The sequence below is a fragment of the Sciscionella sediminilitoris genome (genome assembly GCF_000737195.2).
GTDB lineage: Bacteria > Actinomycetota > Actinomycetes > Mycobacteriales > Pseudonocardiaceae > Sciscionella > Sciscionella sediminilitoris.
The window spans coordinates 1-24,047 of sequence record NZ_JALM01000007.1 but is presented as its reverse complement, the minus strand read 5'-3'; the positions used below and the strand labels follow the sequence as shown (position 1 = coordinate 24,047).

30 protein-coding genes are annotated in these 24,047 nt (G+C 69.7%); 14 read left to right on the top strand and 16 right to left on the bottom strand.

Translation table 11 applies throughout. From position 1 onward, the window contains the following. Window positions 1–163 precede the first annotated feature (163 nt). Window positions 164–505, bottom strand: coding sequence for an ArsR/SmtB family transcription factor (locus AD72_RS03165; RefSeq protein ID WP_031464839.1), 342 nt, complete (start codon window positions 503–505; stop codon window positions 164–166). 310 nt (window positions 506–815) lie between these two features. Between AD72_RS03165 and mgtA the strand changes: the two genes are divergently transcribed. The 4 genes from mgtA to AD72_RS03145 all read left to right on the top strand — a co-directional run bounded on the left by mgtA (window position 816) and on the right by AD72_RS03145 (window position 7,237). Beyond that, a complete protein-coding gene (gene mgtA, locus AD72_RS03160; RefSeq protein WP_037344710.1) occupies window positions 816–3,398 on the top strand; it encodes a magnesium-translocating P-type ATPase in 2,583 nt (860 codons plus the stop codon). A 76-nt stretch (window positions 3,399–3,474) separates the two neighbouring features. Then, window positions 3,475–4,200 (top strand): MgtC/SapB family protein, encoded by a 726-nt coding sequence (locus AD72_RS03155; protein WP_156365024.1) that lies wholly within the window; start codon window positions 3,475–3,477, stop codon window positions 4,198–4,200. A gap of 3 nt (window positions 4,201–4,203) precedes the next feature. Then, entirely contained in the window at window positions 4,204–5,937 is a 1,734-nt protein-coding gene (locus AD72_RS03150) for an ABC transporter permease (protein WP_031464836.1), read from the top strand. Window positions 5,938–5,953: 16 nt separating this feature from the next. After that, window positions 5,954–7,237 (top strand): ABC transporter ATP-binding protein, encoded by a 1,284-nt coding sequence (locus AD72_RS03145; RefSeq protein WP_031464835.1) that lies wholly within the window; start codon window positions 5,954–5,956, stop codon window positions 7,235–7,237. Here AD72_RS03145 and AD72_RS03140 read toward each other — a convergent pair. The 5 genes from AD72_RS03140 to AD72_RS03120 are packed head-to-tail and all read right to left on the bottom strand — an operon-like array spanning window position 7,219 to window position 9,252. Next, window positions 7,219–7,536: a hypothetical protein gene (locus AD72_RS03140; protein ID WP_031464834.1), complete on the bottom strand. Its 318-nt coding sequence runs from the start codon at window positions 7,534–7,536 to the stop codon at window positions 7,219–7,221. The genes AD72_RS03145 and AD72_RS03140 overlap by 19 nt on opposite strands. After that, a complete protein-coding gene (locus AD72_RS03135; RefSeq protein WP_031464833.1) occupies window positions 7,533–7,919 on the bottom strand; it encodes an Asp23/Gls24 family envelope stress response protein in 387 nt (128 codons plus the stop codon). Before AD72_RS03135 ends, AD72_RS03140 begins: the two co-directional genes overlap by 4 nt. After that, on the bottom strand, window positions 7,912–8,475 hold the full coding sequence (locus AD72_RS03130; RefSeq protein WP_031464832.1) for an Asp23/Gls24 family envelope stress response protein: 564 nt from the start codon (window positions 8,473–8,475) through the stop codon (window positions 7,912–7,914). The genes AD72_RS03135 and AD72_RS03130 overlap by 8 nt, the downstream gene beginning before the upstream one ends. After that, window positions 8,466–9,014: an RNA polymerase sigma factor gene (locus AD72_RS03125; protein ID WP_051897801.1), complete on the bottom strand. Its 549-nt coding sequence runs from the start codon at window positions 9,012–9,014 to the stop codon at window positions 8,466–8,468. Before AD72_RS03125 ends, AD72_RS03130 begins: the two co-directional genes overlap by 10 nt. Window positions 9,015–9,054: 40 nt before the next feature. Beyond that, window positions 9,055–9,252, bottom strand: a complete 198-nt coding sequence (locus AD72_RS03120; RefSeq protein WP_031464830.1) for a CsbD family protein — start codon at window positions 9,250–9,252, stop codon at window positions 9,055–9,057. A gap of 172 nt (window positions 9,253–9,424) precedes the next feature. Between AD72_RS03120 and AD72_RS03115 the strand changes: the two genes are divergently transcribed. From AD72_RS03115 to AD72_RS03095, 6 genes are all read left to right on the top strand, one after another. Beyond that, entirely contained in the window at window positions 9,425–9,886 is a 462-nt protein-coding gene (locus AD72_RS03115) for an Asp23/Gls24 family envelope stress response protein (RefSeq protein ID WP_031464829.1), read from the top strand. Between the two features lie 13 nt (window positions 9,887–9,899). Then, window positions 9,900–10,076, top strand: coding sequence for a hypothetical protein (locus AD72_RS37075; RefSeq protein ID WP_020496513.1), 177 nt, complete (start codon window positions 9,900–9,902; stop codon window positions 10,074–10,076). A 4-nt stretch (window positions 10,077–10,080) separates the two neighbouring features. Continuing rightward, on the top strand, window positions 10,081–10,404 hold the full coding sequence (locus AD72_RS03110) for an Asp23/Gls24 family envelope stress response protein (RefSeq protein WP_031464828.1): 324 nt from the start codon (window positions 10,081–10,083) through the stop codon (window positions 10,402–10,404). Then, entirely contained in the window at window positions 10,401–10,940 is a 540-nt protein-coding gene (locus AD72_RS03105; protein ID WP_031464827.1) for a DUF6286 domain-containing protein, read from the top strand. The genes AD72_RS03110 and AD72_RS03105 overlap by 4 nt, the downstream gene beginning before the upstream one ends. Further along, window positions 10,937–11,509 carry a hypothetical protein gene (locus tag AD72_RS03100; RefSeq protein ID WP_031464826.1) on the top strand — a complete coding sequence of 191 codons (573 nt, stop codon included), beginning with the start codon at window positions 10,937–10,939 and terminating at the stop codon, window positions 11,507–11,509. Before AD72_RS03105 ends, AD72_RS03100 begins: the two co-directional genes overlap by 4 nt. 85 nt (window positions 11,510–11,594) lie before the next feature. Next, window positions 11,595–12,368: a GNAT family N-acetyltransferase gene (locus tag AD72_RS03095; protein ID WP_031464825.1), complete on the top strand. Its 774-nt coding sequence runs from the start codon at window positions 11,595–11,597 to the stop codon at window positions 12,366–12,368. Here the strand turns inward: AD72_RS03095 and AD72_RS36335 are convergent. After that, window positions 12,353–13,258: an MFS transporter gene (locus AD72_RS36335; RefSeq protein ID WP_051897799.1), complete on the bottom strand. Its 906-nt coding sequence runs from the start codon at window positions 13,256–13,258 to the stop codon at window positions 12,353–12,355. The two genes, AD72_RS03095 and AD72_RS36335, sit on opposite strands and share 16 nt — an antisense overlap. Before the next feature lie 4 nt (window positions 13,259–13,262). Further along, complete coding sequence (locus AD72_RS03085; RefSeq protein WP_031464823.1) at window positions 13,263–14,444, bottom strand: FAD-dependent monooxygenase; 1,182 nt, start codon at window positions 14,442–14,444, stop codon at window positions 13,263–13,265. 46 nt (window positions 14,445–14,490) lie between these two features. On the opposite strand from AD72_RS03085, the gene AD72_RS03080 reads away from it, so the two are divergent. Continuing rightward, window positions 14,491–15,069, top strand: coding sequence for a TetR/AcrR family transcriptional regulator (locus AD72_RS03080; protein WP_031464822.1), 579 nt, complete (start codon window positions 14,491–14,493; stop codon window positions 15,067–15,069). Window positions 15,070–15,088: 19 nt separating this feature from the next. Here AD72_RS03080 and AD72_RS36330 read toward each other — a convergent pair whose 3' ends face one another. After that, a complete protein-coding gene (locus tag AD72_RS36330; protein WP_051897795.1) occupies window positions 15,089–15,610 on the bottom strand; it encodes an HNH endonuclease in 522 nt (173 codons plus the stop codon). A 600-nt stretch (window positions 15,611–16,210) separates the two neighbouring features. Beyond that, window positions 16,211–16,546 carry a hypothetical protein gene (locus AD72_RS36325; RefSeq protein ID WP_156365022.1) on the bottom strand — a complete coding sequence of 112 codons (336 nt, stop codon included), beginning with the start codon at window positions 16,544–16,546 and terminating at the stop codon, window positions 16,211–16,213. Between AD72_RS36325 and erm the strand changes: the two genes are divergently transcribed. Beyond that, entirely contained in the window at window positions 16,545–17,309 is a 765-nt protein-coding gene (gene erm, locus AD72_RS03070) for a 23S ribosomal RNA methyltransferase Erm (protein WP_031464820.1), read from the top strand. The genes AD72_RS36325 and erm overlap by 2 nt on opposite strands. A 2-nt stretch (window positions 17,310–17,311) precedes the next feature. Here erm and AD72_RS03065 read toward each other — a convergent pair whose 3' ends face one another. The 3 genes from AD72_RS03065 to AD72_RS03055 are packed head-to-tail and all read right to left on the bottom strand — an operon-like array spanning window position 17,312 to window position 19,913. Further along, complete coding sequence (locus tag AD72_RS03065) at window positions 17,312–18,580, bottom strand: acetyl-CoA hydrolase/transferase family protein (protein WP_031464819.1); 1,269 nt, start codon at window positions 18,578–18,580, stop codon at window positions 17,312–17,314. Beyond that, window positions 18,580–19,380, bottom strand: a complete 801-nt coding sequence (locus tag AD72_RS03060) for an HpcH/HpaI aldolase/citrate lyase family protein (protein ID WP_031464818.1) — start codon at window positions 19,378–19,380, stop codon at window positions 18,580–18,582. Before AD72_RS03060 ends, AD72_RS03065 begins: the two co-directional genes overlap by 1 nt. Then, entirely contained in the window at window positions 19,377–19,913 is a 537-nt protein-coding gene (locus tag AD72_RS03055; protein ID WP_031464817.1) for a MaoC family dehydratase, read from the bottom strand. The genes AD72_RS03060 and AD72_RS03055 overlap by 4 nt, the downstream gene beginning before the upstream one ends. Window positions 19,914–19,995: 82 nt before the next feature. Between AD72_RS03055 and AD72_RS03050 the strand changes: the two genes are divergently transcribed. Both AD72_RS03050 and AD72_RS03045 read left to right on the top strand, forming a co-directional pair. Next, window positions 19,996–20,904: a LysR family transcriptional regulator gene (locus AD72_RS03050; RefSeq protein WP_231644716.1), complete on the top strand. Its 909-nt coding sequence runs from the start codon at window positions 19,996–19,998 to the stop codon at window positions 20,902–20,904. Between the two features lie 14 nt (window positions 20,905–20,918). Continuing rightward, complete coding sequence (locus AD72_RS03045) at window positions 20,919–21,722, top strand: ABC transporter ATP-binding protein (RefSeq protein ID WP_051897791.1); 804 nt, start codon at window positions 20,919–20,921, stop codon at window positions 21,720–21,722. A gap of 112 nt (window positions 21,723–21,834) precedes the next feature. On the opposite strand, the gene AD72_RS03040 is transcribed toward AD72_RS03045, so the two are convergent. The 3 genes from AD72_RS03040 to AD72_RS03030 form a co-directional block, all read right to left on the bottom strand. Further along, a complete protein-coding gene (locus AD72_RS03040) occupies window positions 21,835–22,314 on the bottom strand; it encodes an OsmC family protein (RefSeq protein WP_031464814.1) in 480 nt (159 codons plus the stop codon). After that, window positions 22,314–22,997 carry a GntR family transcriptional regulator gene (locus AD72_RS03035; protein WP_231644715.1) on the bottom strand — a complete coding sequence of 228 codons (684 nt, stop codon included), beginning with the start codon at window positions 22,995–22,997 and terminating at the stop codon, window positions 22,314–22,316. The genes AD72_RS03040 and AD72_RS03035 overlap by 1 nt, the downstream gene beginning before the upstream one ends. A gap of 101 nt (window positions 22,998–23,098) precedes the next feature. Then, complete coding sequence (locus tag AD72_RS03030; RefSeq protein ID WP_031464812.1) at window positions 23,099–24,013, bottom strand: 2-hydroxyacid dehydrogenase; 915 nt, start codon at window positions 24,011–24,013, stop codon at window positions 23,099–23,101. Window positions 24,014–24,047: the final 34 nt, after the last annotated feature.

Below are 24,047 nucleotides of genomic sequence, written 5' to 3'. Positions count from 1 at the left end.
CCGACAAACTCCGCGTCCGTGCCTGCTCGATCACAGCAGCGGCGCACTCGAGTTCACCACGCCAACCGGGCGCCGGTACGACGACCCGCGAGTACGGCACGGCCAGTGACGCGGGCCGGTTCGAGCAGCGGCCCGGCGAGTCGTCCCGGAACCGAGTCCCCCGCTAGGCGCCCCGCGCCCGGCGCGCTTTCGGCTCAGCGGGGCCACGATGGTGCTCGACCGCGAGCCCGACGAGCTCCACGATGTTCGGGTCGTCCACGAAGTACACCTGCCGCTTCCCCTCGCGGCGGGCCCGCACGAGACCGGCGAGCTTGAGCTTGGCGAGGTGGTGGCTGACGGTCGCGACGGACTGCCCGGTGGCCTCGGCGAGGGTCCCCACGTCGCATTCCCCGGAGGCGAGCAACCACAGGATCTGCAGCCGCACGCTGGCCGAGAGCAGCCCGAAGGTGGCGGCGGTCTCCTGCAGCAGGTCGGGCGGAAGCGGTTCGGGAACCGGGATCGACACGTGTATTCGTCCTCTCGAGTCGGCAACACCATGGTGACGTACAACCCAACACTTGAGCAAGTATTTGACTGTTAGGACGCTATGCGTTCTACTGGTGACCGAGGCGCGCCGCGGTGTGGATCCGGCGCGGCCCATGGAGCGCAGAGGGGAGGTGAGCCGGGTGACCGGCGATCGAAGTAGCGGCAACAACCACGCGGGCGATGGCAACGCGGAAGCCCGGCACGAGCGCAACCGGTGAGGGTCGGCGCTTTCGGCCCGCGTGCGCACGGACTGCCCTGTCCCGGCCGATTGCGAAGACGAGGACCCCGAAATGGTGCGTTCGGTTCACACACCCCCACCCGAGCATGAGCGGCTCGGCGAGGTGGCCGCGGCCCCCGCGCTGTCGGTCTACCGGATGCTGGAGAGCTCTCCGCACGGGCTCACCGAGGCGGAGGCCGAAGCCCGCGCGAGCGCGCACCCCGAATCGGTGCCGCGCCGGTTCTCCCGCACCGGCACCCGATTGCTCGCCGCGGCGCGCAGCCCGTTCGCCGCGCTGCTCGCGGCACTGGGCGCGGTGTTCGTGGTACTCGGGGACGCGCGCGGGGCGATAACCGTCGGTGTGATGGTCGGGCTGAGCATCGGACTGCGGTACTGGCAACAGAATCGTTCGGAGCGGGCGGTGGCCGCGCTGCGGGCGAACGTGTCCACCACGCTGACGGTGCGCCGCCGCGCGGAGGTCGGCCACCAGTCGCTCGAGCGCGATGTCCCGGTCGCCGATCTGGTCACCGGGGACCTGCTGGTGCTCGTTCCCGGCGATGTGCTCCCCGCCGATGTGCGGGTGCTCTCCGCGCACGATCTGGTCGTGGACCAGTCCGCGATCTCCGGGGAGACGCTTCCGGTGCGCAAGCACGAGAACGGGCGGGCGCACCCGGTCACCGAATCCCCTTCGCTGTGCCTTGCCGGGACATCCGTGGTCTCCGGCTACGGAACCGGTGTGGTCGTCGCCACCGGGAACGCGACCTACGCCAGCGCGCTCGCCTCCGCGAGTGCCCGGGCCCGCCCGGAGTCCAGCTTCGACCGTGGAGTGCGCGCGGTCGGCTGGACCCTGGTGCGGTTCATGGCAGTGCTGGTGCCGATCGTGCTCGCGGTCAACGGAACGGTGAGCGGGAACTGGGGCCAGGCGGTGATGTTCGCGGTCGCGGTCGCGGTCGGGCTCACCCCGGAGATGCTTCCGGTGATCGTGACGACCAACCTCACCAGGGGCGCGGTGCGGCTCTCCGAGGAGCAGGTGATCGTGTCCCGGCTGGACGCGATCCAGGACCTCGGCGCCATGGACGTGCTCTGCGTGGACAAGACCGGCACCCTCACCGAGGACCGTGTGGTGTACGCGAACAGTGTGGACATCCGTGGCCGGACCGACGGGGCGCCCGCGGAGTACGCGTATCTCGCCGTGCACTTCCAGGAGGCGCCGGGCGATCGGCTGGACGAGGCGATCACCGAGCAGCTGGCCGATGCGGGCGACGATGTGCTCGCCGAGGCCACCTTCACGCCGGTGGACGAGCTGGTGTTCGACCACGCCCGGCGGCGCGCCTCGGTGGTACTGCGCCGCGGTGACCAGGATCTGCTGGTGTGCAAGGGAGATCCGGAGGAGATCCTCTCCCGCTGCACCGAGGTCCGCAGGGACGACGATGACGTCGTGCCTTTCGACCGCGGGGAACGGCTGCGGGCCACGGATCTCGCGCGTTCCTACGCCGAGCACGGCATGCGGGTGCTCGCGGTCGCGCTGCGTTCCTTTCCGGCGCGCGAGGGCCGCTACCGCGCGGACGAGGAGAACGAACTGACCCTGCTGGGTTTCGTCGGATTCGTGGACCCGGTCCGCGAGGGCGCGGGGGAAGCGATCGCCGCGCTGGCCGAGCACGGGGTCGCGGTCAAGGTCGTCACCGGGGACAACGAGCACACCGCGGCCCGGGTCGCCCGCACGGTCGGGGTGGATCCGGGCGAGCGGGTCGTGCTCGGCGCCGAGCTCGACCGGGCCGAGGGCGCGGCCCTGCGCGAACTCGTCGAGCAGGCAACGGTTTTCGCGAAGGCGACCCCGGAGAACAAGACCCGGATCGTCGAAGTGCTGCGCGAATGCGGGCACGCGGTCGGGGTGATGGGCGATGGCACCAACGACGCGCCCGCACTGCGCGGGGCCGATGTGGGGATCGCCGCGGACACCGCGACCGAGGTGGCCAAGCGGGCCGCGGATCTGGTGCTGCTGCGCAAGGATCTCGGTGTGCTGGCCAAGGGTGTGGTGACCGGGCGGCGCACGCTCGGCAACACGCTCAAGTACATCACCATCACCGCGAGCTCCAACTTCGGGAACGTGTTCTCGGTCCTCGCGGCGAGCGTGTTCCTGCCTTTCCTGCCGATCCTGCCGATCCAGCTGGTGATCGCGAACCTGCTCTACGACGGGGCGCAGCTGTCCCTGGCCCTGGACCGGGTCGACCCGGGATACCTGCGCGCCCCGCGACGGCTCAGCGCCGCCGGGATCGCCCGGTTCATGCTGGTGTTCGGTCCGCTGAGTTCGCTGTTCGACCTCGCGACCTTCGCGGTGCTGCACTGGGTCTTCCACGCCGGTGCCGGGGAATTCCAGACCGGCTGGTTCCTGGAAAGCCTGCTCTCCCAGTTGCTCGTGGTGTTCGCGCTGCGTTCGGCCGGCGGCTCTCGGGTGTCCAAGTACGTGGCCGGGGCGGCCGGGATCGTCGCGCTGCTGGGGATCGCGCTGCCGTTCTCCCCGCTCGCCGCGGCGTTGAGTTTCGAGCCGCTGCCACTGTCCTACGCGCCATGGCTGATCGCGGTGATCGCCTGCTACGGCGGTGCCGCGGTGCTGACCAAGCGGGTGTATCTGCGGGTGCGCGGCAGCCTGCCCTGATCCGCTGCCCGGAAAACCGAGGAAAACCACAGAAACCTTTTCCTGAACCGGAAAATCCGGTGAAAGCGAGCACGCCATGATTACCACGACGGAGACTCTGCTGCGTCTGGCCTGCGGGTTCGGGCTCGGCAGCGTGATCGGCTTCGAACGCCAGTACCGGGCCCGGATGGCAGGGCTGCGCACCAACGCGCTCGTCGCGGTGGGCGCCGCGCTTTTCGTGCTGCTGTCCGCGCACGGATTCCACGGCGGGAGCGCCTATCCGGCCGACCCCACCCGGGTTGCCGCACAGATCGTGTCCGGGATCGGATTCCTCGGCGGCGGGGTGATCCTGCGCGAGGGGCTGACCGTGCGCGGGCTGAACACGGCGGCGACGCTGTGGTGCTCCGCGGCGGTGGGCGCGCTCGCCGGAGCGGGGCTTTACCTGATCGCGGCCGCGGGCACGGTGGTCATCGTGGCCACCCATCTGCTGCTGCGGCCGATCGGGCACGCCGTGGACCGCCGTCCGGAACCGCGCAGGGAAACCCCGGCGCGCTACACCTTCCGCGCGGTGACCAACGAGGAGGCACAGGCACATATCCGGACCCTCGTGGTGCAGGCGCTGGCCACCACGGATTTCGCCCTGTGCTCCATGGAAAGCGAGACGATCGGCGAGGACGGCGGTGTCGAGGTGCGCGCCTCTGCGATGGCCGAACAACGCGATGACAAACAGCTCGAGTCCGCGGTCAGCCTGCTCTCCTTCGAACCATCGGTGACCAGTGTCCGCTGGCAGGTCGAGTCCGCGGACGAGAACGACGAAGGGTGAACCATGTCCCTGCTCCGTGCCTTTCCGACCCGCGGGACCTTCTCCCGCGGCCGAGGAGTCGCCGACGTCCTCGTGTTCCTCGGTGCCGCCGTACTGCTGTGGCTGATCGTCCACCTCGCGGGCGGGGCGGCGGCGCCGTGGAATCCGAACACCGCCGCGGCCACGGTGTCCACCGATCCCGCGCTGCTTCCCGAGTACGCGGGCCGCTCGCTGCTGCGCATGTTCGCCGCGCTGGTGTTCGCGGTGCTGTTCACGTTCATCGTGGGCACCGCGGCGGCCCGGTTGCGGCGCGCGGAGAAGGTCCTGATCCCGGTGCTGGACATCCTGCAGTCGGTGCCGATCCTCGGGTTCGTCTCGGTGACCATCACCGGATTCATCGCGCTGTTCCCCGGATCCGAGCTCGGCCTGGAATGCGCCTCGGTGTTCGCGATCTTCACCTCCCAGGTGTGGAACATGACCTTCGCCTTCTATCACTCGCTGCGCTCCCAGCCCCGTGAGCTGGACGAGGCCGCGCGGCTGCTGCGGCTTTCCCGGTGGCAGCGGTTCTGGCGGGTGGACGCCCCGAGCGGGATGATCGGCCTGGTCTGGAACGGGATGATGAGCTTCGGCGGCGGCTGGTTCTTCCTCACCGCGTCCGAGGCGATCAGCGTGAACAACCACGACTACGCGCTGCCCGGGATCGGCTCCTATGTCGCCGCGGCAAGCGATGCGGGCGAACTCGGCAAGGTCGGGCTCGCGGTCGGGGTGATGGTCGTGCTCATCATCGGGGTCAACGTGCTGTTCTGGCGTCCGCTGACCGCCTGGGCCGAGCGGTTCCGGGTGGAGGACTCGGATGTCGCCGAGGCACCGCGCAGCCTGTTCCTCGGGCTGCTGCGCCGGTCCCGCATTCCCGAGGCGCTGCGCGCGGTGTTCGGCAGGCTGATCTATCCGCTGGACCGGTGCTTCGCCGTGTTCGGGCTGGCCGAGCACCGGCTCACCGGTTCCGTGCTGCGCCGCAGGGCCACCGATGTGGTCTTCGCGGTGCTGGTGCTCGCCGCGCTCGGTTACGGGCTCTACCGGATGCTGATCTTCATCGACACCACCGCCGGATTCGGCGAGCTCGGGCACGCGCTGCTGCTCGGTCTGGTCACCTTCGGCAGAGTGCTGGTGCTGCTCGTGGCGGCCACCTGCGTGTGGGTGCCGATCGGCGTGTGGATCGGGCTCAACCCCAGGGTTTCCCGGCTCGCCCAGCCCGTCGTGCAGGTGCTCGCCTCGTTCCCGGCGAACTTCCTGTTCCCGCTCGTGGCCGCGGTACTGGTGGCCACCGGGATCAGCCTGGATCTCGGCGGGATCCTGCTCATGGCGCTCGGCGCGCAGTGGTACATCCTGTTCAACGTGATCGCGGGGGCCAGCGCGATCCCGAACGATCTGCGCGAGGCCGCGACGAACCTGCGGCTGCCACGGAAACTGTGGTGGCGCAAGCTGATCCTGCCCGCGGTGTTCCCGAGTTACATCACCGGCGGCATCACCGCGGCCGGCGGCGCATGGAACGCATCCATCGTCGCCGAGATCGTGACCTATCACGGCAACACGCTCACCGCGACCGGGCTCGGCGCCTACATCACCGAGGCGACCGGCGCCGGGGACCCGGGCCGCATCCTGATCGGGGTCGCGGTGATGAGCCTGTTCGTCGTCGGGCTCAACCGGGTGTTCTGGCGGCCGCTCTACCGGCTCGCCGAAAAGCGCTACGCGTTCTGATACAGAGGGGAATCCCATGATGGGCAAGGAAATCCTGATCGAAGCCGCCGGGCTCGGGAAGAGCTTCCCCGGCGCGGCAGGTGATGAGCTCCGGGTGCTCGAGGGCATCGACCTGCAGCTGCGCGCGGGCGAGATCGTCGCACTGCTCGGGCGTTCCGGTTCGGGCAAGTCCACGCTGCTGCGCACTCTCGCCGGGCTGATCGCGCCGAGCAGCGGTTCGGTGCGGTACCGGGGAACCGAGCTGCGCGGAGCGAATCCGGGCACCGCGATGGTCTTCCAGTCCTTCGCGCTCATGCCCTGGCTCACCGTGCAGGACAACGTGGAGCTCGGGCTGGCCGCGCGCAGGGTCGCCCCGCGGGAGCGCACCGAACGCGCGCTCGCGGCGATCGACCTGATCGGGCTGGACGGGTTCGAGTCCGCCTACCCCAAGGAACTCTCCGGCGGGATGCGCCAGCGCGTCGGGTTCGCCCGCGCACTCGTGCTCGAACCCGATGTGCTGCTGATGGACGAGCCGTTCTCCGCGCTCGACGTGCTCACCGCGGAGAACCTGCGCGGGGAACTGATCTCGCTGTGGTCCGGGGAACGTTTCCCCACCAAGGCGATCTGCGTGGTCACGCACAACATCGAGGAGGCCGTGCAGCTCGCCGACCGGGTGATCGTGCTCGGCGCCAATCCCGGCCACCTGGTCGCCGAGGTCGAGATCGGCCTGGACCGCCCGCGGGACAAGAAATCCCCGCGGTTCACCGCGCTCGTGGAGCGTCTCTACGACCAGCTGACCGGTCGCGAGCCCGGGGTCGATGTGCCCGAGCCCGCGGAGGCCACCCCGACCGCGCGCCCGCTGCCCCCGGTCTCGGTCGGCGGGCTCGCCGGGCTCACCGAGATCGTGGGCTCGGGCGGCGGGCGTGCCGAACTTCCGGACATCGCCGGGGAACTCAATTTCGAGATCGACGATCTGTTCCCGCTGGTGGACGCGGCGACCATGCTCGATCTGCTCACCGTGGACGGCGGGCAGCTGGCGCTCACCACGACCGGAAAGGAGTTCACCGGGGCGGATATCCAGCGCAGCAAGGAGATTTTCGCCGCGCAGGTCCGCGAGCGGGCCCCGTTGGTGCGCACCATCGTCCGCGCGCTGGCCAGCAGCGCGAACGGGAAACTGCGCGCGGATTTCTTCCTCGACCTGCTGCGCCGGGGTTTCCCGAGCACGGAGGCACAGCAGCAGCTGGACACCGCGATCGACTGGGGCCGGTACGGCGAACTGTACGACTACGACACGGATTCCGGTCAGCTCACCGTGCCCTGATCCAGGGCGGCCCGGTCCAGATCGGCGACCACGAGCCGCAGCCGGGCCTCGGGGACCTCGCTGTCCGCCAGGATCGGGCGGACAGCGTTCTCCAGCTCGGCGAGCAGCCCCGGAAGCGGCAGTTTCGCGGCGACCAGCCGGATCTCCACCAGTTCCGCGGACACGTCGACGGCGAGCGTGTCCACGTTCCACGCGGCGCGCACGGTCTTCGGCACCGTTGCCGGTGTCGCGGGCCGTAGTCCGTCCACAGTGGACACCGCGGCGAGCAGCTCCTCGGCGAGGCCGGTTTTCTCGTTCATGCCGGAGGTTCTCCGTTCACACTGAGCTCGACGTCCAGAATGGACACCGTGACAAGGCCTGCGGTCAGTCCGGTGGCGGCCGCGATCGCCTCGGCGGCCGCACGCTGTGCCCGTGCGGCCACATCCGCGGCACGCGCCGATCCGGATACGACCAGATCGAGCCGGATCCGCACCTCGCCGTCGGTGACAACGGCCCGCGCCCCCTCGGACGGCGCGCGCTCCAGCCCTCCGATGCGTTGCCGCACTCCGCGGCCGAGCCGGTCGAGCAGCCCACGCAGTCCCGGTTCCATCCGGACAACGCCGGGCGTGCGCAGCGCGGCATCCACGGCGATGGCGGCGAGCACCGCCTCGTCGAACACCCACTCCGCCCCGGCGCTAGACATCGTAGATATCCGCGATGTGCACATCGAGCCGGGAAAGCTCGAATCCGATCCGATTCGCGCACGCGGCCCGCACCCGTTCCCGGACGGCCTCGGCCGCGGCCTCGACCCCGGTCGCGTGCGCGACCGCGATCGTCAGCTCCGCGGCCACGAACACCACACCCTCCCGGTTCTCCTCCGTCACCCGGACCCGGCAGCGCCGCGCCCGCACCCCGGTCACCTCGTCCGCCGCGTACCGCAGCACGACCGCGACCGCCTGTTCGCTGATCTCCACCGGGCCGAGTTCGGTCGGCGGCAACGGCAGCAGGTCTCCCCTGCGCACCTCGGCACGCACCGCGGACATGATGCGCTCGGTGAGCGCGCTCGAGGGGCGTTCCTGGTCGGCGAGCAGTTCGGTGGTGGCCGTGCGCAGCGCCCCGAGGCTCTCCCGCGCCGTGGTGCAGTGCCGGCACGAAACCTCGTGCTCGTCCGTGCGCCCCGTTTCGAGGTTCTGCCACACCTGTTCGAGCTCGCGCCCGCAGGGCAGCAGATACGGCTCGTGCTCTGGCGTCATTGCCATGGCCGCATCACCTCTGCCAGTTGTGCGCGGGCCCGGGCGATGCGCCCGCGCACCGCGGTCGGGCTCGCGCCGACGGCCGCCCCGATCTCCTCGTAGGAGCGCCCGTGCACTTCTCTGAGCAGCCAGCATGCCCGCTGCTCCGGGGTGAGTTCCCGCAGGGCCCGGTTCAGCACCGCGAGCTGCTCGCTCACCTGCGCACTGCGTTCCGGCCCCGCCTGGTTTCCGGGTGCCGCGATCTCCTCCCAGTCCACCTCGGCGCTCGGCTTGCGCGAACGCAGGACGTTGAGGCAGCGGTTGGTCGTCGTGCGATAGAGCCAGCCGAGGAACGCCGCGTCCTGCTGCAACTGGGCTAGCCTGCGCCACACGGTGAGGAAGACCTCCTGCACGACGTCCTCGGCGTCCCCGCGGTTGCCGAGCATGCGCAGCGCGAGCCGGAACATCCGGTCCTGATGGCGGCGGACGAGCTCTTCGTACGCACGCACGTCGCCGTCGCGGGCGCGAGCGACCAGGGTCGCGTCGTCGAGCTCGTCCGCTACCACTCGGGTCCGCCACACCTTCTGTTCCGTACGGCCGAGGACCTCAGTCCTTCTTGAAGGCCTCCTTGGCCTTCCCGGCCGCATCGCTCACCGCGTCCTTGACGCCCTTGGCCGCCTCCTTGAACTCGGCCTTGGCCTGGTCGCCCTTGCCTTCGGCGTCCAGCTTGTCGTCGCCGGTCGCCTTGCCCACTGCTTCCTTCGCCTTCCCGGCGAGGTCGTCCATCTTGTCACCGAAAGACATGCCGTCCTCCTTCAGTCCATCACTCGATACGGTCACTGTCACGAGCCTGGACACCGCATTCGGCGAATTCCTCACGATCTCGACTCGGTGATACCTATCACAGGGGGATACCGTGACACAGGAAAGCGCTCGGTGTCGTTAGTGATACCCGAAAAGCGTGAGGAGAATTCGAATGACCACTCAGGAAACGAAGGCGGCGGACCCGAAAACCGGCGAGAACGCGGACCGGGCTCCCGGCGAGGGAACCACGAGCATCGCGGACACCGTGGTGGAGAAGATCGCCGGAGTGGCCGCGCGCGAGGTCTCCGGAATCCACGATCTCGGCGGTGGCGCCGCCCGGGCCATCGGGGCGATCCGGGACCGCATCCCGGGAACCGGGCCGAGCGCGGGCCAGGGAGTGTCGGTCGAGGTGGGCGAGAAACAGGCCGCGGTGGATCTGCAGATCGTCGTGGAATACGGGGTCTCCATCGCCGATCTGACCAAGGCGGTGCGCCGCAATGTGATCACCGCGATCGAACAGATGACCGGGCTCGAAGTGGTCGAGGTCAACATCGCGGTCAACGATGTCTATCTCCCCGGTGACGACGAGGAGAACGACGGCGGGGATTCCGCTACGGGCGATCGCGTCCAGTGAACGGAGAGAGCTCATGAATTCCACCAGCCTCGGGCTGATCGCCGGGCTCGCGCTCGGACTCGCCGCCGCCCTCGGGGGTTTCGGCGCATTCCTCATCGTGCTGGTGCTCGGCGCGGTCGGCCTGCTCGTCGGGCGATTCCTGGACGGCAAGATCGACCTTTCCCGGTTCATCGATCGCGACCGGGGCTGAGCGCATGACCGTGCTCAGCGCCGCACCGGCCGCCGATCGCGGGAAGACCACCATCGCCGACCGCGTGGTGGAGCGCATCGCGACGCGGGCACTGGCCGGGATGGACGGCATCGGGACGGCGACGGCGAACGCGAACATCGAGGGCAACACCGCGACGCTGCGCCTGCGGGTCTCGGTGCGCTATCCGGAGCCGGTCAGCGAGGTGACCGGCCGCGCCCGGGAGCTGGTGCGCGAGCGGATCGGGGAACTGACCGGGCTCGGGGTGCCACGGGTGGACATCACGGTGACCGCGCTCGAGGCGGCGAGCGATACCAGGAGGGTGCGATGATCCGCAGGCCACGGCGCTCGATCGCGGCCGCGCTGGCCGCACTGATCCTGCTCGGCGTGTGCGCGCTGCTCGCGACGAGCACGATCCAGCTGCTCACCGGGTATCCGCCGGTGCTCGGCTACCGGCAGCTGTTCGGCACGCTGCACGGGCTGCACTGGGCGGACGCCACGGTGCTGATCGCCGGCTGCGCGGCCGCCGTGCTCGGGATCGTGCTGCTGCTCGCCGCGTTCCTGCCCGGCGCACCGAACGCCCTCCCGCTGCGGGACAACGAATCCGGGCTGCGCGCCTGCGCCTCGAAACGGAGCCTGCGCACCACCCTGCGCACCGCGGCGAGCGGCGTGGCCGGGGTCGAGCGGGCCAAGGCGCGGTGCACCCGCAAGGGAGCGCACATCACGGCGTACACCACCCATACGGAGGATTCCGCCTCGTTCGCCGAGGAGATCGGCGCTGCGGTCCAGCGCCGTATCGAACAGTTGGAACTCGTCACCCGGCATCCGGTCCGGGTGCGGATCAGGCAGCTGAGGTCGAAGCGATGAACCTGCCCAACCGTCCTGCCCGGCTCAACCGCACCCTGCTCGCGATCCTCGGCCTGGTGCTGCTCGCCGCGGGCGCCTTCGCGCTCGGCACGGCGACCGGGGTGCTTCCGCTGCTCGGCAAGGATTCCGAGCTCGTCCCCCGGCTCGCGGTACCGCCGGAGTGGGTGAGCATCGTGGTCGCCGTCGTGGCCGTGCTGCTCGGGCTGCTCTGTCTGCGCTGGATCTTCGCCCAGCTCGGCCGCAAACCGGCGAACACCACGCTGCGCCTCGAGGAGCCGGAATCCGCGGGCAGCACCAGCCTGTCCACGAGTGTCGCGGTCACCCCGCTCGCCGCGGAGATCGGCGCCTATCCGGGGGTGTGCAAGGCGGCCGCCCGCCTGGACGGCAAACGATCCGAACCGGTGCTGCACCTGACCGTCAGCGTCACCCACGAGGCGCCGCTGTCCGCGATCCGGGAACGCATCGCCGGGGAAGCGGTCCCGCGGCTGAAGCGGGCACTGGGTTTCGAGCGGCTGCCCGTGACGATCGAGGCCCGGTTCCGGGACGGTTCGAGCGCGCGGGTGGACTGAGCCTGGCGCCTATCACACCCGGGGCCACGGCAACCGAGACGCTCGTACTGGAAACCTCGCCCTGGCACGCATAAGCTCGGGCACCATGGTCACCTCGCTCGGCTTCCGGACCGATCTCGCCCTGCTCGAACGGCAGGGCAGCACGATCGACGAGCAAGCGGGCTACACCATCGTGCGAACCCCGGGGAACCCGACCTTCCACTGGGGGAACTTCCTGCTGCTGCACGACGCGCCGCCGCAGGAAGCGGTGGAATCCTGGGTGCGCACCTTCGGCGAGGTGTTCCCGGGTGCCGAGCACATCGCGCTCGGCGTGGACGCGACCGAGCCCGCCGTGTACCGCTCACCGAAGCTGGAGTGCCAGCGGGACACCGTGCTGACCGCGACCGAGGTGCACGAACCGCCACGCCCGAACACCGAGGCGCAGATCCGCAGGCTCGACGGGGACGCGGACTGGGCCGCCGCACTGGAACTGATGCGTGCCAGCGCGAATGTCCCGATCAACGCGCACAATGTGGCCTACACCAGGGCGAAACAGACCGCGATGCGCGAGCTGCACGAGGCGGGCAGCGGGGCCTGGTTCGGTGCGTTCCTCGACGGGGTGCTCGCCTCCGGTCTCGGCGTATTCGAGGCGGGCAACGGGCTCGCCCGGTTCCAGAACGTCAGCACCCTGGCCTCCTATCGCAAGCGGGGGCTCGCGGGCACCTTGGTGCACGCTGCCAGCCGGTGGGCGTTCGACCGGCTCGGCGCGCACACCCTGGTCATCGTCGCCGACCCGCAGGATGGCGCGATCCGGGTGTACCGCTCGGTCGGGTTCGCGGACACCGAAACCCAGACCGCGCTCTATCACGCTCCCTGGTGACCGCGCAGCGCCAGCACGGCGACGAGGGCACCGAGCGCGGCCGCACCCGCCGCCACACCCAGCGCGACCCCCTGCGCCCCGGTGAACGCGAGCCGGACGGCGGCGGCGAACTCCGGCCGGTGCACCGTGTAACCGAAGCTCGCGGCGACCGAATCACCCAGTCGTCCCGGGAACGGTTCCGGTAGCCGTGCCCGGTATCCGGCGGCGAACAGGCTGCCCAGACCGGCGACGCTGAGCGCGATCCCGAGCTGCTGGTGGGTGTCGTTGAGCGCGGCGCCCATTCCGGCACGTTCCCCGGAAACAGCGCCGAGCACGGTGCTGTTCGTACTCGGACCCGCGAACCCCGAACCGGTCCCGGCGAGCAGCAAGCCGAGCACCGCGACCAGGATGGGCGAGTCCGGAGTGAGCGTGGCGAGCAGCAGGAATCCGGCCGCGATGACCGCGAACCCGGCGGCGATGCACCACCGGGCCCCGATCCGGGCCGGTGCGCGGGCACCCGCCGCGGAGCCGAACACGGTGCCGACGGCGAGCGGGACGACGGCGAGCCCCGCGGAGAAGGCCGAGAAACCGCGCACGAACTGGAAATACTGGGTCAGCAGGAACAGCACCCCGCCGGTGCCGACGGTGAGCAGGGCCGCGGACACGAGCGCGGTGTGCGTACGGACCTGGCGCGGCAACGGATAATTCCCCACCGTGCCCGGCAGGTACTCCAGCACATCGCGGCCGCGCTCGTCCACACCGTGAAACCGGGGCGCACGGGAGAATCCGGCCGCCCGCAACCGCCCGAGCAACAGCGAGATCCGCTCGCTGTGCCGGGTTTTCCGCACCGTGGCACCCGCGCGCACCGCGCCGCCCATCCCACCGGTGAGCGGGATTTCCTTGTCGCACACCGGTTCAGGCTAGCCGCTCCGGGATCGGATACTCGGGAAGCGGGGCGGACCGCTTGCGCGAGGAGCCCAGTTTCGCGAGCGGGGCAAGGAATCGGGCCGCGAGGTTCCGCGCCCGGATGCCCGTCCTGCTCGCCGGGACCAGCATTCCGCCGCCGTATCCCGCCCGCGACTGGCCGCGCCGCACCTCGGCGCGCAGCACCTGTTCGTACCCGCGCAGCGCGCGCACCGGGTCCCCGCAGGCCGCGAGTTCCCCGGCCAGAACGTAGGCGCCGACCATGGCCAGCCCGGAACCGGTCCCGGACAGCAGCGCCGGGCAGTACGCGGCATCGCCGAGCAGCCCGATCCGCCCGCGCGACCACTCCGGCATCCGCACCTGGCTGACCGTGTCGAAGAAGAACTCCGGGCTGCCGCGCATCGCTTGGAGCAGTTCCGGTGTCCGCCAGCCGAGGCCGGTGAAATTCTCCGCCAGCAGTTCGCGCTGCGCGGCCTGATCCCGGTGGTCGTAGCGCGGAGCCGGTTCGCGGGACAGGAAGATCACCCGCGCGTGATCGTGGTTGCCCGAGCGGTACACGCCGACCGCTTTGCCGGGCACGTTGTACAGCAGGACCTCCCGGTCCCGCCCGAATTCCCGCGCCACCGTGGCCACCCCGACCGTGCAGCCGAGATGGTGCAGATGATCCTCCTGCGCACCGAAGACCAGCCCGCGCACCGCCGAGTGCAGCCCGTCGGCGCCGAGCACCAGTTCGAACCGGCGCGGCCCGGCATGCGCGAAGCTCGCGGTCACCCCGTCCTCGTCCTGGTCGAGCGCGGTGATCGTGTCGCCGAAGAGGTACTCGGTGTCCCGCTCGCCCGCCCGGTGGAGAATGCGCACCAGATCGCCTCGCATGGTCTCGATGTCGCCCGCCGCGCCGAAAGCCGTCATCGGAACCCGCGCCCCGACCGCTCCCCTGTCGTCCACAATGGACAAATTCCGGATGTCGGTGTGCGCGGCGCGGATCTCACCGAGCACCCCCATCCGCTCGGCCACCTCCAGGGACTGGCCGCGTACATCCACCGGTGAACCCCCGGTGCGCAGATCCGGCGCGCGCTCCACGACCGTCGGCCGATACCCGCACCTGGCGAGCCAGTACGCGAGGCTCGTCCCCGCGATCCCCGCCCCGCTGATCAGAACCCGCCGCTCCGTCATACCCACTCCTAAATGTTAGTGACTAACATATGTTAGTTTATAACACATGAGCGAGGTGCACGAGCGGCGGAAGCGACGGACCCGGCAGTCCATCCAGGAGCACGCCATGCGCCTGTTCCTCGAGCAGGGTTTCGAGACGACCACGGTGAACCAGGTGGCCGAGGCCGCCGAGGTGTCCGCGATGACCGTCTACCGGCACTTCCCCACCAAGGAACACCTGGTGCTCAGCGACGACTACGACCCGGACATCCTCGAGCTCGTCCGCGCCAGGGAACCCGGCGAACCACTCGTCACCAGGATCGGCCGCGCACTCGCGGACGGGCTGTCCCGGCTCAGCGAACCGGAACTGGACCTGCTGCTGCGCCGTATCCGCCTGATGCTGAGCGCACCGGCTCTGCGCGCCCGGCTGCTGGAGAACCAGCACGCCACCCAGGCGGCCGTCGTCGAGGCGCTGCGCGGGGAGCGAACCGACCCGGAGTGGGAGTTCCGGCTGCGGATCTGCGCGGATGCCTGCTTCACCGCGACCACGGCAGCCCTCATCCGCTGGGCCGAGACGGATGACGCGCACCGACCGGGCGAGCTCGTGCACCGGGCGATCGACTATCTCGCCGAGGAAACCGGATAGGACTTTCCTGCGACCTCCACTAGGGAGATTGGGCGGGTTCGCTGGTGTATGCGCGTCCGGTGGGGGTGGTGATGGTGAGCCGGGCGGTGGCAGGGTCGAGTTGGTGTTTCCACTCGGGGATGCGTTTCAGTCTGTGGTCGAGTCGGCAGAGGCCTTGAAGGTTGGCGGGGTCGGTGGTTCCTTGGTCGCGGTGCCATTGCTTCACGTGGTCCATCTCGACTATCGCTCGCCCGCATCCGGGAGTGCGGCAGTGCCGATCACGGGCGTGGACGAAATCGCGTTGACGCCGGGAGGGCCGGTAGCGTTTGCGTCCCAAACCTTGTACTACGCCGGTATCGGGATCGGTGAGGACTTTGCGCACCACGTTGTTGGGGTCGGTGAGTAGACGGTGGGCGATGTATGCGGGGAGTTCACCCATCCCGTCGATGGTCGCATTGTCTTCGGACAGATGTAGCGCGGTACCGAGGGGCACGTGCACGTTCACCACCGTGCACACCGACGGATGCTTCTCGCCGCGACCGAGCAACAGGTCGGTGAACACGTCCGCCCGGATCTGTTCCTGGGGACGCGCGTCCCCGCGGTGTTTGATCGCCCGCGCGAGATCCCAGACCCGCGCCTGCGCGAGGCGGCCTGCTTCGCCGCCGGATCCAGCCCATCCGCCACCCGCCGCAGAAACGCACGCCAATCATGCGGCATGCCTTGTTCACACAGGCGGTGCGCGACCCGCCGATCCGCGACCACCACCAACTCCGGAGCGAGCGACCGCAGCACCTCGACGGCTTTCGACGCGAGAAACGAATCCAGCAACCCCTCGCCCATACACGACAATAGTTTCGGGAATCATTCGTGCATCTCGATCGATACTTCGACCATCCCGATCGCCTTACCCCGATAACACGACCAAGCCAGTCGCAGTTCCTCGATCACCGAATCCCGCGCTGACTCGTCCCCAAACCGCGCCACCTGCGAACACCACAATCGGTGCACATCAACCAGAATCCGATGATCCAACCGCGCGCACTCGACCCGACAGGAACACGTGGACTCCACCAACGCATCCTGCCGGAATTCGATTGGCCAATCATCCCACAATGGCCTGTCCCGCGAAAGCCTGCCCACCGGCCGGGCAGAGGCTCCAGGGTCAAGGGACGGCGCCGCCGAGGCGCCGATCGCGCAGCGACGCGAAGCGTCCTTCACCATGGAGGAGCACGGCCGGTAAGCGCGCACCGGTGCACTCGAGCTCGCCCGCTGAGGCCTCGACCAGCGCGGCTGCCGTGCTGCTAAACTGACCGCGATGGGTATCAACGCAATTTTCTTCACGCGGATTCGTCGCGCTTAGCGGCGAGCTGACTTCCGCGTCTTCTCCGAGAACGTCCGGCAGCTCCGCCGCGCCCACGTCTTTGCCATGCAAGAGTCCCTTGCCGGCGCGGTCATTCGGGCTGCCCGGCTCCGACGTTTCCTCGCGGAGAATACCCATGCCTGCCACGCACTTCGGTGGTCCACACGAACTCGGCCAGAATTTCCTCGTCGACCGCACAGTCATCGCGCGCATCACCGAGCTGGTCGCGCGCACCGGGGAACCGGTCATCGAGATCGGCCCCGGTGACGGTTCGATCACGCTCGCACTCGGCGCGACCGGGCGCCCCGTCACCGCCGTCGAGCTCGACCCGAAACGCGCGCGACGACTGCGAAACCGCGCGCCGCACCATGTCACGGTGGTCAACGCCGACATCCTCGGCTACCGGTTTCCCGCCGCACCGCACGTGATCGTCGGCAATCTCCCGTTCCACCTGACCACCACGCTGCTCAAACGCATCCTCGCCGCGCGCGGGTGGCGCACCGCAATCCTGCTCGTGCAGTGGGAGGTGGCCAGGCGCCGCGCGGGAGTCGGCGGGGCGAGCCTGCTCACCGCGAGCTGGTGGCCCTGGTACGAGTTCGCGCTGCACGGCCGCGTTCCCGCACGCGCGTTCCGCCCGGTGCCCGCGGTGGACGGCGGACTGCTCGCGATCCACCGGCGAACGGTGCCGCTCGTGCGGAAACCGCAGCCGTACCAGCGATTCGTGCGGGAGGTGTTCACCGGCCGGGGCCACGGAATCCGGGAGATCCTGCTCCGCAACGGAAAACCACGCCGCTCCGGGATCGATGCCGTGCTGCGTGAGCACGGCATCGGGCCGAAGGCACTGCCCAAGGAACTGACCGCCGAGCAGTGGGTGGCGTTGTGGCAACTGGTGCGGGAATAGCGTCAGTGCAACAACCCGGACGCGCGCGCCTCCCTGCTCAACCGCTCGCGGTGTTCCGGGTGCGCGATGGCGATCAGCGCGCGTGCCCGCTCGGCGAGACTGCGCCCGCGCAGGGAGGCGATGCCGTACTCGGTGACCACATGATCGATGGTGTTCTTCAGGGTGGTCACCACACTGCCCGGGGTGAGCGTGACATTGATCCTGCTCTGCCCCGAACTCGTGGCCGAGTGCAGCACCAGGAAGGCCTGCCCGTTCTCGGAATACATGGCACCGCGGGCGAAATCGGCCTGCCCACCGGACGAGGACCAGTACTTGCCCGCGATGGTCTCGCTCGCGGCCTGCCCCATCAGATCGACCTCGCTGGTCGCGTTGATGGACACGAAATTCGGTTCGCGGGCCACCACCCGCGGATCGTTGACCCAGTCGACCGGGAGCATCGAGACCGCGGCGTTGTTGTGCAGCCAGCGCTGCATTTTCCGGGAACCGACGCAGAAGGTGGCCACGTGTTTGTTGCGGTACTGGTGTTTGCGGGTTCCGGTGATCACGCCCTTGTCGATGAGCCGCATGATGCCGTCGGAGAGCGCCTCGGTGTGCACCCCGAGATCGCGGTGCCCGGTCAGCGCGGCGAGCAGCGCATCGGGCACCTTGCCGACCCCCACCTGAAGGCAGGAACCGTCCGCGATCCGTTCGGCGATCGCGGCCGCGATGGCGTGGTCGCGCTCATCGGGTTCGCTCGGGTGCACATCGGGCAGTTCGAGCCCGGTGCGGCACCATCCGGCCACCTGGCTCATGTGCACCTGGTTCTGCCCGAAGGTGCGCGGCATGTGCGGTGTCGCCTCGAGGAAGAACGGCACCTCCCCGATGAACGCCGCGGTGTAGTCGGCATTGGTGCCGAGGCTGAAATAGCCGTGCTCATCGGGAAGGCTCGCCGCGGCGAGCACGATCGGGCGTGGCGCGGTGCGCCGCAACAGCAACGGCATCTCGCTGAAGTGATTCGGCACCAGATCACAGTTCCCCGCCCAGTAGGCCTTGCGCGAACCGGGCCCGAGGAAGTAGTCCACGTGCCGCAGGTGGTCACCGAACTCGCCGCGAATGTAGGCGCGCTCGTGGTACGGATCCATCCGGTGGATCCGCACCCCGTCCAGTTCCCCTGCGTGCCCCTCCAGCGTGTCGAGCAGGGTCACGGGCTCGCCGAACTGGATCGGCACGATCACATCCGTGCCCGGTCCGATGTGGTCGAGCACATCCTCGGGCCGTCCCTGCTCGGTCATCACTGTCCTTCCTCCTCGAGGAGCCTGCGCGCGAGTTCCACACGGGGCTTGTCGATCATCTGTCCGTTCACCCGCACCGCGGAGGTACCGGATTCGGCGACCGCGGCCAGCACCGAACGCGCCCACTCGAGCTGTTCGGCGGCCGGGCGGAACGCCGCGTTGATCCCGGGAACCTGGCTCGGGTGGATCGCCAGCTTGCCGCCGAAACCGAGCCGGTGCGCCGCATTCGCTTCCCGGGCAAGGAGTTCCGGGTCATCGAGCGCCGTGGTGACCCCGTCGACCGGGGCGGGCACACCGGCGACCCGCGAGGCGAGCACGATCCGCGAGCGCGCGTAGAGCAGTTCCTCCCAGCCGACCTCGATCCCCGCGTCCAGGCCGAAATCCAGCGAACCGAACGCGAGCCGGGCCACGCCGGGCATCCGGGCGATCGGGGTGGCCTCGTGCACCCCGATCGCGGACTCCACCAGCGCGATCACCGGGGCTGCACCGCTCGCGCGGTGCACCTGGTGCAGCTGGTCGACCTGTTCGCTCTTGGGCAGCATGATCCCGCGCAGTCCGGGCGCCCCGGCCAGGGCGGCGATGTCCTCGGTGTGCCACTCGGTCTCGGTCCCGTTGACCCGGACATAGGCCTCGTGCTCGCGCACCCAGTCGGCGACCGCGGCGCGCGCGGATGCCTTGTGCTCGGCGGAAACGGCGTCCTCCAGATCGCAGACCACCGCGTCCGCACCGCTCGCGGCCGCCTTGGCGAACCGTTCCGCGCGATCACCGGGAACGAAGAGCCAGGACCTCGGCGCGCTCACTGGATCGCCTTCCGCGCGTGCTCGTCCCACACCGGTTCCACGGTGCCGAACTCCGGGCCGTGCCCGCGCCGGTAGACCAGCACCGTACGCTCGAACGTGATCACGATCTCACCTCGCTGGTTGTAACCGATGGTGCGCACCCGCACGATGCCCGCTTCCGGGTGGGATTTCGAGCCCCGGGTGGACAACACCTCGGACTGCGAATAGATCGTGTCCCCCTCGAAGACCGGATGCGGCAGCCGGACCTTGTCCCAGGCGAGGTTGGCCAGCACGTGCTGGGAGACATCGGTGACGCTCTGCCCGGTGACCAGGGCCAGGGTGAACGTGGAGTCCACGAGCGGCTTGCCGAACTGGGTCTGCTTCGCGTAGTGCGCGTCGAAGTGCAGCGGCGCCGAGTTCTGCGTCAGCAGGGTGAGCCAGCTGTTGTCCGTGGTCGTGACCGTGCGCCCGAGCGGGTGCCGATAAACCTCCCCGACGGCGAAATCCTCGAAATAGCGCCCCTGCCAGGCGATGGTCGCTGTCTGTTCACTCATGCCCTCAGCATCGCCGCAGCGCGCGGATAACGGAAATAACCGAAGCCGAACCTGCCCATACGTGCGACGTATCATCACCGGCGTGACGGTCGACGAGCTGCGCTGGTTCCTCATCCTGGCCGAGACCGAGCACGTCACCGATGCCGCCGCGGTGCTGCACATCACCCAGCCGACGCTGTCCAGGGCCATCGCCCGGCTGGAGCGGCGGCTCGGCGCACCGCTGTTCGACCGGGAGAGCCATCGCTTGCGGCTCAACGAGTACGGCGAGGTGTTCCGCACCTATGCCCGGCGAGCCCTGGACGAACTGGCCACCGGACAGGACCGGATCGCGGCGATGCTCGATCCGGGGTGCGGCACCGTCAGCCTCGCCTTCCCGCACTCCTTCGGTTCCTGGCTGGTGCCCGAGCTGATCAGCGCCTACCGGCCGAGCGCGCCGGAGACCCGGTTCCTGCTGCGTTCGGATTCGGCGGACGCGGTGCTCGCCGCGCTGCGCGAGGGCAGTGTCGACCTGATCGTCACCAGCCCGGAGCCGCGGGCCCCGGACATCGAATGGTTCCCGTTGCGCACCCAGCGGCTCTGGCTCGCGTTTCCCGAACAGCATCCGCTCGCCGGGCGCGATTCGGTCGCCCTCGCCGAACTCGCGCGCGAGCAGTTCGTGTTGCTGCGCCCCGAATTCGGCCTGCGCCAGATCACCGATCGGCTGCTCGCCGCCGCCGGGGTGCGCCCGGACATCGCGATGGAGAGCACCGAGCTCGCGACCATCGGCGGGCTCGTCGCCTCCGGTATCGGGATCGCGGTGCTGCCGGGTCCCGCGGTGGCCGGTACCCGGCTGGTGCGGATCGGCGACAGCGGCGCGTACCGCACGATCGGGCTCGCCTGGCACGGTTCGCGGCACACCACCGGGGCGGCGAACCGGTTCCGTGCCTTCATCACGACCCATGGTGTCCCAGGATCCGGTCCGGCTACACTCGCCGATAGCTCAGACGTCTGATGATTGGTAGGTCGATGACCGGAACCGCGGTACTGCGCACCGAGGGCGTGGACCTGGTGCGCAACGGCAAACTCCTGCTGAACGGCATCGACATCGCCGTGCAGGAGGGCGAGCACTGGGCGCTGCTCGGCCCGAACGGTGCGGGCAAGAGCACCCTGCTCGGTCTGCTCGGCGCGGTCACCCACCCCACCCGCGGCACCGTGCACGTACTCGGCAACCAGCTCGGCAAGGTGGACATGCGCGAACTGCGCAGCCACATCGGCCACGTCAACCCGCGGCACCCGCTCGGCACCCCGCTCACCGTGTTCGAGGTGGTGCTCACCGGGATCACCAACACCACCGAACTCGTACCCCGCTGGTCGCCGAGCCCTGCGGAACGCGCGCAGGCCGGGGAACTGCTCGACATGCTCGGGATGGCGGGCAAGCGCGAAGAGCGCTGGCCGACCCTGTCCCAAGGGGAGCGTGGCAGGACCCTGATCGCCCGCGCGCTCATGCCCAAACCGCGGCTGCTGTTGCTCGACGAACCCGCGACCGGGCTCGACCTCGCCGCACGGGAGCAGCTGCTCACCGCCATCGACGGGCTGCGCGCCGGGCATCCCGAACTGGCCAGCGTGCTGGTCACCCATCACCTGGAGGAGCTGCCCGCGAGCACCACGCACGCCCTGCTGCTGCGCGAGGGCGCGCACCTGGCGAGCGGGCCCGCCGAGGAGGTCATCACCACCGAGCTGGTCAGCGAATGCTTCGCGCATCCGGTGGAGATCGAGCGGACCGCGGGCCGGTGGAGCGCGCGATCCCCGCGGCTGGCCGCGATCGGCTGAGCCCGGGAATCCTTGCCGAACCCGGGAATGAGAGCGCGCCGACAGCACCGAAACCGTCGACGCGATGCTGCCGGACTGGCTGGCCCGGGACGGGATCCTGCGCTCCTGCCGATCACGCCGCGGAACGGACCAGGCAGGAACTCCGGGTCTGGACAGGGAAATTGACCGAGTTCGCGATGAAACAGCGGTGGTGCGCGTCCTCGTGCAGTGCCTCGGCGCGCTCGCGCATCTCCTCGCTCGCCACGGTGACCACAGGGTTGAGCACGACCTCGGTGAACGCCCCGCCGTCCCGCGCGGATTCGCGCATGGTGCCCTGGGCCTGGTCGGTGTACGCGGTCACCACGATGCCCTCGAGTGCGCACAGCGCGAGGTAGCTGAGCATGTGGCATTCGGAGAGCGCGGCGACGAGGAAGTCCTCCGGGTTCCACCGTTCGGCCTCGCCGCGGAAAGTGGGGTCGGCGCTGCCCTGCAGGGTCGGCTTGCCCTCGGCGCGCACCTCGTGATCGCGCCCGTAGCCACGGTAGCTCGCGGTGCCCTCACCGGTGTTCCCGGTCCACTCCACGGTGATCCGGTAGTCGTGCTCGCGTTCCATCAGTGTGTTCCTTCCGTGCCCTGCCGGGCTTCCGCTTTGTTGGTCGCCAGTGTGGTGAGTACATGAGCGCGGGCCAGCCGCGCCGCTTCGTCCGGCTTGCCTTCGGCGATGGCCTCGATGAGCTGCCGGTGTTCCTCGTCGACCTGTTCGGTGCGCTCGCCGTGCCGTTGCCCGTGGAGTGATTCCCGGGTGGAGACCACGATCTGGTCCCAGATCCGGTCGAGCATGCCGAGCGCGATGGCGTTGTCGGCGAGCTCGGCGATCATCCGGTGGAAGGCACGGTTCTGCTCGACGGCCGCGGCGAGGTCACCACGGCGGGTGAGCTCGTCGGTGCGCTCCGCCTGGGTCCGCAAGCGGTGCAGCGCCGCGGGCGAGAGCTCCCCCTCGTGCTGGCGCAGCGCGGTCAGTTCGGCGGTGAGCGCCTCGAGATTGGCGCGCACCCAGTAGGCCTCGCGCACCGCCTTCTCGTCCAGCGCGACCACGGCCACCCCGCGTTTCTCCGGGCGCACCAAGCCATCCCCGGCGAGTACCCGCAGCGCCTCCCGGACGGGAGTGCGGCTCACCGCGAGCCGCTCGGACAGTTCGAGCTCGGTGATCCGCCGCCCGGGCGCGTATTCCCCGGACACGATCAGCTCGCGCAGCGTGGTGTACGTGGGTTCGGCCCGCACCGGATGTTCGGTCACGGTCCACACAGTACACCGTGCATACCATGAATGCAATGTATACAAAGTATGCCGAGTGCACGGCGGGCGCTTTGGTACCCGTTACTCGGCCGTTCGACCGTTCAGCGTTCGACGATGTTCTCCAGCGGCTCCCCGGCCGCGAACCGGCGCAGCTGGGCGACCGCGAAGTCGGCGGCGCGCGGATAGAAGCTCGCCGATCCGCCCGCCACGTGCGGGGTGATCAGCACTCCCTCCACTGTCCACAGTGGATGCCCGGGCGGCAGTGGCTCCGGATCGGTCACATCGAGCGCGGCCCGCAACCGCCCGCTCGCGGTCTCGGCGAGCAGCGCCTCGGTGTCCACGGCGCGGCCCCTGCCGACGTTCACCACGAGCGCGTCGTCCGGGAGCAGGCCGAGCCGTTCGGCATCGAGCAGCCCGCGCGTCCCCGCATTGTCCGGGAGGACGAGCACGAGAATGTCCGCGCGCGGCAGGATCTCCTCGAGTTCGGCGACCCCGCGCACCCCGCTCTCCGGCCGCGCCCGGTTCGCCACCGGAACCACGATCGCGCCACAGGCACGCAGCCGGGTCTCGATCGCCGCGCCGATCGAACCGTAACCGAGGATCACCACCGTGGCATCGATCAGCGAGCGGGTGTGCGCCCGCGCCCAGCTCCCGATCCACTGCTGGCGCACCCAGCGCGGCACATCCCGTTGCGCGGCAAGGACGAGCCCGAGGGCGTGCTCGGCAACGCTCGCATCGTGCAGCCCACGCCCGTTGCACAGCACCACATCCGGGCCCACGAGCGGGAGCAGTTTCTCCACCCCGGCCGAGAGCGCCTGCACGAACCGCAATTCCGGCATGGGACGGGAAAGCAGCTCGGCGGGCGCGGTTCCCTTGTCATAGGGCAGCACACAGGCCACCACGTCCGAGAGGTCCGCGGGCGGTGGCCGGTCACCGTCATAGATCTCGGCGGCGAATCCCTCGAGCCGGTCCCGGATCTCCGGCCAGGGCACGAGCACCCGGTTCACCGGATTCACCGCGCCCGCAGATAGGCGAGCACCGCGCGCACCC

Coding starts and splice junctions, on each gene's coding strand:
- mgtA (WP_037344710.1), top strand. CDS start 816: ATGGTGCGTTCGGTTCACACACCCCCACCCGAGCATGAGCGGCTCGGC.
- AD72_RS03155 (WP_156365024.1), top strand. CDS start 3,475: ATGATTACCACGACGGAGACTCTGCTGCGTCTGGCCTGCGGGTTCGGG.
- AD72_RS03150 (WP_031464836.1), top strand. CDS start 4,204: ATGTCCCTGCTCCGTGCCTTTCCGACCCGCGGGACCTTCTCCCGCGGC.
- AD72_RS03145 (WP_031464835.1), top strand. CDS start 5,954: ATGATGGGCAAGGAAATCCTGATCGAAGCCGCCGGGCTCGGGAAGAGC.
- AD72_RS03140 (WP_031464834.1), bottom strand. CDS start 7,536: ATGAACGAGAAAACCGGCCTCGCCGAGGAGCTGCTCGCCGCGGTGTCC.
- AD72_RS03135 (WP_031464833.1), bottom strand. CDS start 7,919: ATGTCTAGCGCCGGGGCGGAGTGGGTGTTCGACGAGGCGGTGCTCGCC.
- AD72_RS03130 (WP_031464832.1), bottom strand. CDS start 8,475: ATGGCAATGACGCCAGAGCACGAGCCGTATCTGCTGCCCTGCGGGCGC.
- AD72_RS03120 (WP_031464830.1), bottom strand. CDS start 9,252: ATGTCTTTCGGTGACAAGATGGACGACCTCGCCGGGAAGGCGAAGGAA.
- AD72_RS03115 (WP_031464829.1), top strand. CDS start 9,425: ATGACCACTCAGGAAACGAAGGCGGCGGACCCGAAAACCGGCGAGAAC.
- AD72_RS37075 (WP_020496513.1), top strand. CDS start 9,900: ATGAATTCCACCAGCCTCGGGCTGATCGCCGGGCTCGCGCTCGGACTC.
- AD72_RS03110 (WP_031464828.1), top strand. CDS start 10,081: ATGACCGTGCTCAGCGCCGCACCGGCCGCCGATCGCGGGAAGACCACC.
- AD72_RS03105 (WP_031464827.1), top strand. CDS start 10,401: ATGATCCGCAGGCCACGGCGCTCGATCGCGGCCGCGCTGGCCGCACTG.
- AD72_RS03100 (WP_031464826.1), top strand. CDS start 10,937: ATGAACCTGCCCAACCGTCCTGCCCGGCTCAACCGCACCCTGCTCGCG.
- AD72_RS03095 (WP_031464825.1), top strand. CDS start 11,595: ATGGTCACCTCGCTCGGCTTCCGGACCGATCTCGCCCTGCTCGAACGG.
- AD72_RS03085 (WP_031464823.1), bottom strand. CDS start 14,444: ATGACGGAGCGGCGGGTTCTGATCAGCGGGGCGGGGATCGCGGGGACG.
- AD72_RS03080 (WP_031464822.1), top strand. CDS start 14,491: ATGAGCGAGGTGCACGAGCGGCGGAAGCGACGGACCCGGCAGTCCATC.
- erm (WP_031464820.1), top strand. CDS start 16,545: ATGCCTGCCACGCACTTCGGTGGTCCACACGAACTCGGCCAGAATTTC.
- AD72_RS36325 (WP_156365022.1), bottom strand. CDS start 16,546: ATGGGTATTCTCCGCGAGGAAACGTCGGAGCCGGGCAGCCCGAATGAC.
- AD72_RS03065 (WP_031464819.1), bottom strand. CDS start 18,580: ATGACCGAGCAGGGACGGCCCGAGGATGTGCTCGACCACATCGGACCG.
- AD72_RS03055 (WP_031464817.1), bottom strand. CDS start 19,913: ATGAGTGAACAGACAGCGACCATCGCCTGGCAGGGGCGCTATTTCGAG.
- AD72_RS03045 (WP_051897791.1), top strand. CDS start 20,919: ATGACCGGAACCGCGGTACTGCGCACCGAGGGCGTGGACCTGGTGCGC.
- AD72_RS03040 (WP_031464814.1), bottom strand. CDS start 22,314: ATGGAACGCGAGCACGACTACCGGATCACCGTGGAGTGGACCGGGAAC.